Raw genomic sequence first — 5158 nt, 5'->3', positions numbered from 1 at the left:
ACCCTCGCCGTCACCGGCGCTCCGGCGAGCCCGCTCGCGCGCGGCGCGGACGAGGTGCTTCTCACGGCCTCGCGCGAGCCGTCCTTCCGCGCCGGCGCGACCTCCTCCCGCATCGCCCAGCTCGCGATCGCGGACTGCCTGCTCATCGCGCTCGCGGCGGCCCTGCCGGACGCGGGGGAGGGGGCGTTGCGCCGCTCCCGCGCCGCCCTCGGCACGCGGCGGCGCTGAGGCGGGGCGGGCCGTCCCCTCCTTGGAACTTACGGCACCGTAGGTTACGCTCGCCCCTGTGAGCGTCTTCCGATCCACGATCCCCGACGTCGCGGCCGAGGAGCCGATGGTCCAGCTCCTGGGGCCCGACGGCACCCGCACCCCGCACGAGCAGCTCGACGCCGTGCTCGAGGAGGCGGGGCTCGCCACCCCCGAGCGGCTGCGCGGCTACTACCGCGACATGGTGATGATCCGCGCCGCGGACCTCGAGGCGACGAGCCTGCAGCGCCAGGGCCAGCTCGGCCTCTGGGCGAGCGCGCTCGGGCAGGAGGCCGCGCAGATCGGGGCCGGCCACGCCTCCCGCGAGCAGGACTATCTCGTGCCCACCTATCGCGAGCACGGCGTCGCCTGGGCCCGCGGCATCGAGCCGTGGCGCCTGCTGGAGATGTTCCGCGGCATCAGCCACGGCGGCTGGGACCCCAACGAGCTGCGCACCCACCCGTACATGATCGTGCTCGGCTCCCAGGCCCCGCACGCGGTCGGCTACGCGATGGGGCTGCAGCGCGACGGCGTCGTCGGCACCGGAGACAGCGCCACCGACACCGCGGTCCTCGCCCTCTTCGGCGACGGCGCCTCGAGCGAGGGGGAGGTCTCGGAGTCCTTCACCTTCGCCGCCTCCTTCCAGGCCCCCGTCGTCTTCTACACGCAGAACAACCAGTGGGCGATCTCCGTGCCCACCTCCGTCCAGACCCGCGTCCCCCTCGCCCAGCGCTCCCGCGGCTGGGGCATCCCCTCGGTGCGCGTGGACGGCAACGACGTCCTGGCCGTGCTCGGCGCCGTGCGCACCGCCCTGGACTCGGCCCGCGCGGGGGAGGGGCCGATCTTCGTCGAGGCCCTCACCTACCGCATGGCCGCGCACACCACCAGCGACGACGCCTCCCGCTACCGTCCCGCCGCGGAGGAGCAGGAATGGGCGGAGAAGGACCCGATCCTGCGCCTGCGCCGCCACCTCGAGCAGCTCGGCGAGATCGACGAGGCCTTCGTCGCCCGCTGCGACGAGGAGGCGCACGACCTCGCGATGCAGCTCCATCACCACATCCACGGCATGGAGGACCCAGACCCGGTGCGCATGTTCGACCACCCCTACGCCGAGCCCCACCCGATCGTCGACGCCGAGCGCGAGGAATACCTCGCGTACGTCGCCCAGTTCGAGGACGAGGAGGGGCTGGCATGAGCACTGTTCGTCGACGAACTGTGAGGAACGAGCGGGAGGAGATGAACGCATGAGCACGAGTTCCTCCACCCTCCCGATCGCGAAGGCCATCACCGCGGGGCTGCGTGACGCGATGACCGCCGACGACAAGGTCCTGCTGATGGGCGAGGACATCGGCGTGCTCGGCGGCGTCTTCCGCGTCACCGACGGGCTCCACGCCGAGTTCGGCCCCCAGCGCGTGGTCGACACCCCGCTCGCGGAGGCAGGGATCGTCGGCACCGCCGTGGGCCTGGCCCTGCGCGGCTACCGGCCGGTGGTCGAGATCCAGTTCGACGGATTCGTCTTCCCCGCCTTCAACCAGATCACCACCCAGGTCGCGAAGATGCACAACCGCACCTCCGGCCGGGTGAACATGCCGATGGTGATCCGGATCCCGCACGGCGGCGGCATCGGCGCCGTCGAGCACCACTCCGAGAGCCCCGAGGCGCTCTTCGCCCACACCGCGGGCCTGCGCATCCTCGCCCCCTCCACCGCGCAGGACGCGTACTGGATGACCCGCCAGGCGATCGAGTCCGAGGATCCCGTGCTCATGCTCGAGCCCAAGCGGCGCTACTGGGTCAAGGGCGACGTCGACCCCGACCACCGCCCCGAGCTCTCGCCCTGGCAGGCGCAGGTGGTGCGCCCCGGCACCGACGCGACGGTGCTCGCCTGGGGTCCGAGCATGCCCGTCGTCCTCGAGAGCGCCGAGGCCGCCGCGGCCGACGGCCTCGACCTCGAGGTGATCGACGCCCGCTCCCTCGCCCCCGTCGACTACCCCACGATCGCTGACTCGGTGCGGCGCACCGGGCGCCTGCTGATCGTCCACGAGGCCCCCGTGCTCGGCGGGCTCGGCGGCGAGATCGCCGCCCGCATCTCCGAGCAGTGCTTCTACCACCTCGAGGCGCCGGTGCTGCGCGTGGGCGGCTACCACCTGCCCTATCCGCCCTCCCGCATGGAGCACGCCTATCTCCCCGACCTCGACCGGGTGCTGGACGGCGTGGACCGTCTGCTCGAGCACTGACCCGCGCGCCCGCCGCGTGAAAGGATCACGACCATGAACGCCTCCTCGATCGTCACGATCGCCCTCACCGATCCCGGCGAGGGCCTCACCGAGGCCGAGATCCTCGAGATCAAGGTCGCCGTCGGCGACCGTCTGGAGATCAACGACCCCGTCGTCGAGGTCGAGACCGCCAAGAGCGCCGTCGAGCTGCCCAGCCACGTCGCCGGCACCGTCGTCGAGATCCTCGTCGCGGTCGGCGAGGAGGTGCCCGTCGGCGCCCCGCTGATGCGCGTCGACACCACCGGCGGGGCCATCCCGGCCCAGGCACCCGCCGCCCCCTCCAACGCAGCGGCGGAGGCGGACCCGTCGGCCGCCGAGCTCTCCGCCCAGGCGACGGAGCAGGCCGCCGAGCAGGCCGAGGGGCAGACGGAGCAGCCCGCCGACTCCGCGAGCGAGGGCGAGGGCGCGCCGGCCGCGCAGGAGCCGAAGAACCTCGTCGGCTACGGGGAGCGGGCCACCGGCACGCGCCGCCGCCGACGCCGGGCCCAGCCCGCGCAGCCCGCCGCGGAGCAGCAGGTCCCCATCGACCGGATCCTCGCCAAGCCGCCGGTGCGCAAGCTCGCCCGCGACCTCGGGATCGCGCTGCACGACGTGCTCGCCACCGGCCCCGAGGGCACCGTCACCCGGCAGGACGTGCTCAACGCCCAGCAGCGCTCCTACGGCGCGGAGGCCGCCGCTCACGACGGCGCTGGTGCGTACTTCCCCGAGGAGTCCCCGCAGGCGCCCGAGCACCTCGGCGACGTCATGAAGACCACCCGTGACCAGCCATTCTCCGGCGTCACGAGCGACGAGCGCACCACCCGCGTCCCGATCCGCTCGGTCCGCAAGCGGACCGCCGAGGCGATGGTGGCCTCCGCCTTCACCGCCCCGCACGTCACGGTGTTCAACGAGATCGACATGACCGGCGTGACGCGGATCGTCTCCCAGCTGCGCGCCTCGCGCGAATGGGCCGACGTGAAGGTCAGCCCCCTGGCCGTGATCGCGAAGGCGCTGCTGGTCGCGATCCGCCGCAATCCCGAGGTCAACGCCTCCTGGGACGAGGACGCCCAGGAGATCGTCTACAAGCACTACGTCAACCTCGGCATCGCTGCGGCGACCCCGCGCGGCCTCATCGTCCCGAACCTGAAGGACGCACACCTGATGACGCTGCGGGAGCTCGCCGAGGGGATCGGGGAGCTCGCCCGCACCGCGAGGGCCGGGCGCACCTCCCTGCGCGACACCCGCGACGGCACCATCACCATCACCAACTACGGCGTCTTCGACATCGACTCCGGCACCCCGATCCTGAACCCGGGGGAGTCCGCCATCCTCGGCGTCGGCGCGATCAAGGAGAAGCCGTGGGTGGTGGACGGGCGGATCGAGCCGCGCCGGGTCGCGACCCTCTCGCTGAGCTTCGACCACCGCCTGATCGACGGGGCGCTCGGCGCGGAGCTGCTGCGCGACGTCTCCGCCGTGCTCGAGGACCCCTCCCTGGGCCTGGTCTGGGGCTGAGAGGCGAGAGGTCGCTCCTTAGTACCCTTGTGCGGTGACCTCGAGCCCGCCCTCTTCCCCGCCGCCGCGGCGCGACGACCCCCGCATGCACACCGTGGAGATGGCGGCCCTGCGCAACGTGGACGTCGCCGACTCCGAGACCCTCGTCTCGGGCCCGGTCCGTCCGGCGCCGGCGACCTGGCGGATCGCCCTGCTCGTCGCCGCCGGCGGGGCGCTCGGGGCGATGCTCCGCTTCCTGCTGACCGTGCTCGACCCCACCGTGACCACCCCCACGCTGGTCGAGGTGCCGTGGGCGACCCTCATCGTGAACGTGCTGGGCTCCCTCGGGCTCGGCGCGCTCAACGGCGTGCTCGAGGTGCGCGAAGGACGGCCGTGGATGCGCCCGCTGCTGGGCACGGGGCTGTGCGGTGGCTTCACCACCATGTCCACCGTGGTGCTCGAGGGCTCGGCGATGATCGGCGCGGACTTCCCGCTGCTGGCCCTGCTGTACGCCGCGCTGACCCTCGTGCTGTGCCTCGGCGCGGTCGTCCTCGGCCTGCTGCTGGGCAACCGCCTCGGCGCCCGGGGGCTCGAGGCGACGGACGGAGGGGCGGCATGACGGCGCTGCAGCTCGTCCTCAGCCTGGCCGTGGTCTGCGTGGGCGGAGGCCTCGGGGCGGTCGCCCGCTGGGGCGTGCAGACCGCCGGCACCCGCATGATCGCCGCCCGCGGCATCGAGAACGGGGAGCGGCTCGTGCCCTGGCTGACCTTCCTGGTCAACGTCGCGGCCTGCTTCCTGCTCGGCATCGTCGTGGCGCGGCTCGGCTCCGCCACCGGCGCGGGCGGCGTGTTCTACGTGCTGCTCGGCGGCGGCTTCTGCGGCGGGCTCTCCACCCTCTCCACCGCCGCGCACGACATCGTCGTGCTCGCCCGCCGCGGCGCCTACTCGATCGCGCTGGCCTACCTGATGCTCAGCGTCGGCACCGGTATGGGCGCCCTCTGGGTGGGACTGGTGATCGCCTCATGACGCTGCGCCGCGCCCTCCTCGCCCTCCTGCCCGCCCTCGCGGTGCTGAGCCTGCTCGCCGTCCTCGCGGCCGACGCCGCCGGCGGCGACAACCTCGTGCTGCTGGACGCGGGCCCCGCCGCCCGGATCGGCGCCCCGGTCGCC

The 5158-nt window shown here is 73.4% G+C and carries 6 protein-coding genes; all 6 read left to right on the top strand.

Going from position 1 to position 5158, the window contains the following annotated elements; genetic code table 11:
* A partial coding sequence (locus HMPREF3159_RS02395; protein ID WP_371441687.1) for an SIS domain-containing protein occupies positions 1-228 on the top strand: 228 nt, incomplete at its 5' end.
* A 106-nt stretch (positions 229-334) separates the two neighbouring features.
* Positions 335-1441, top strand: coding sequence for a thiamine pyrophosphate-dependent dehydrogenase E1 component subunit alpha (locus HMPREF3159_RS02390; protein ID WP_070499514.1), 1107 nt, complete (start codon positions 335-337; stop codon positions 1439-1441).
* 49 nt (positions 1442-1490) lie between these two features.
* On the top strand, positions 1491-2480 hold the full coding sequence (locus tag HMPREF3159_RS02385) for an alpha-ketoacid dehydrogenase subunit beta (RefSeq protein WP_070499512.1): 990 nt from the start codon (positions 1491-1493) through the stop codon (positions 2478-2480).
* A 33-nt stretch (positions 2481-2513) separates the two neighbouring features.
* Positions 2514-4010, top strand: a complete 1497-nt coding sequence (locus HMPREF3159_RS02380; RefSeq protein ID WP_070499511.1) for a dihydrolipoamide acetyltransferase family protein — start codon at positions 2514-2516, stop codon at positions 4008-4010.
* 34 nt (positions 4011-4044) lie between these two features.
* The gene (locus HMPREF3159_RS02375) at positions 4045-4608 is read left to right on the top strand and encodes a FluC/FEX family fluoride channel (protein WP_246821426.1); all 564 of its coding nucleotides are present in this window, start codon (positions 4045-4047) and stop codon (positions 4606-4608) included.
* Positions 4605-5015, top strand: coding sequence for a fluoride efflux transporter FluC (locus HMPREF3159_RS02370; RefSeq protein ID WP_070499510.1), 411 nt, complete (start codon positions 4605-4607; stop codon positions 5013-5015). Before HMPREF3159_RS02375 ends, HMPREF3159_RS02370 begins: the two co-directional genes overlap by 4 nt.
* The last annotated feature ends 143 nt before the right edge of the window (positions 5016-5158 follow it).

Origin of the sequence: Brachybacterium sp. HMSC06H03, from assembly GCF_001807385.1 — a bacterium.
Classification (GTDB): Bacteria; Actinomycetota; Actinomycetes; order Actinomycetales; family Dermabacteraceae; genus Brachybacterium; species Brachybacterium conglomeratum.
The sequence above is the reverse complement of the archived record's forward strand: the minus strand, read 5'-3'. Positions and strand labels throughout refer to the sequence as shown.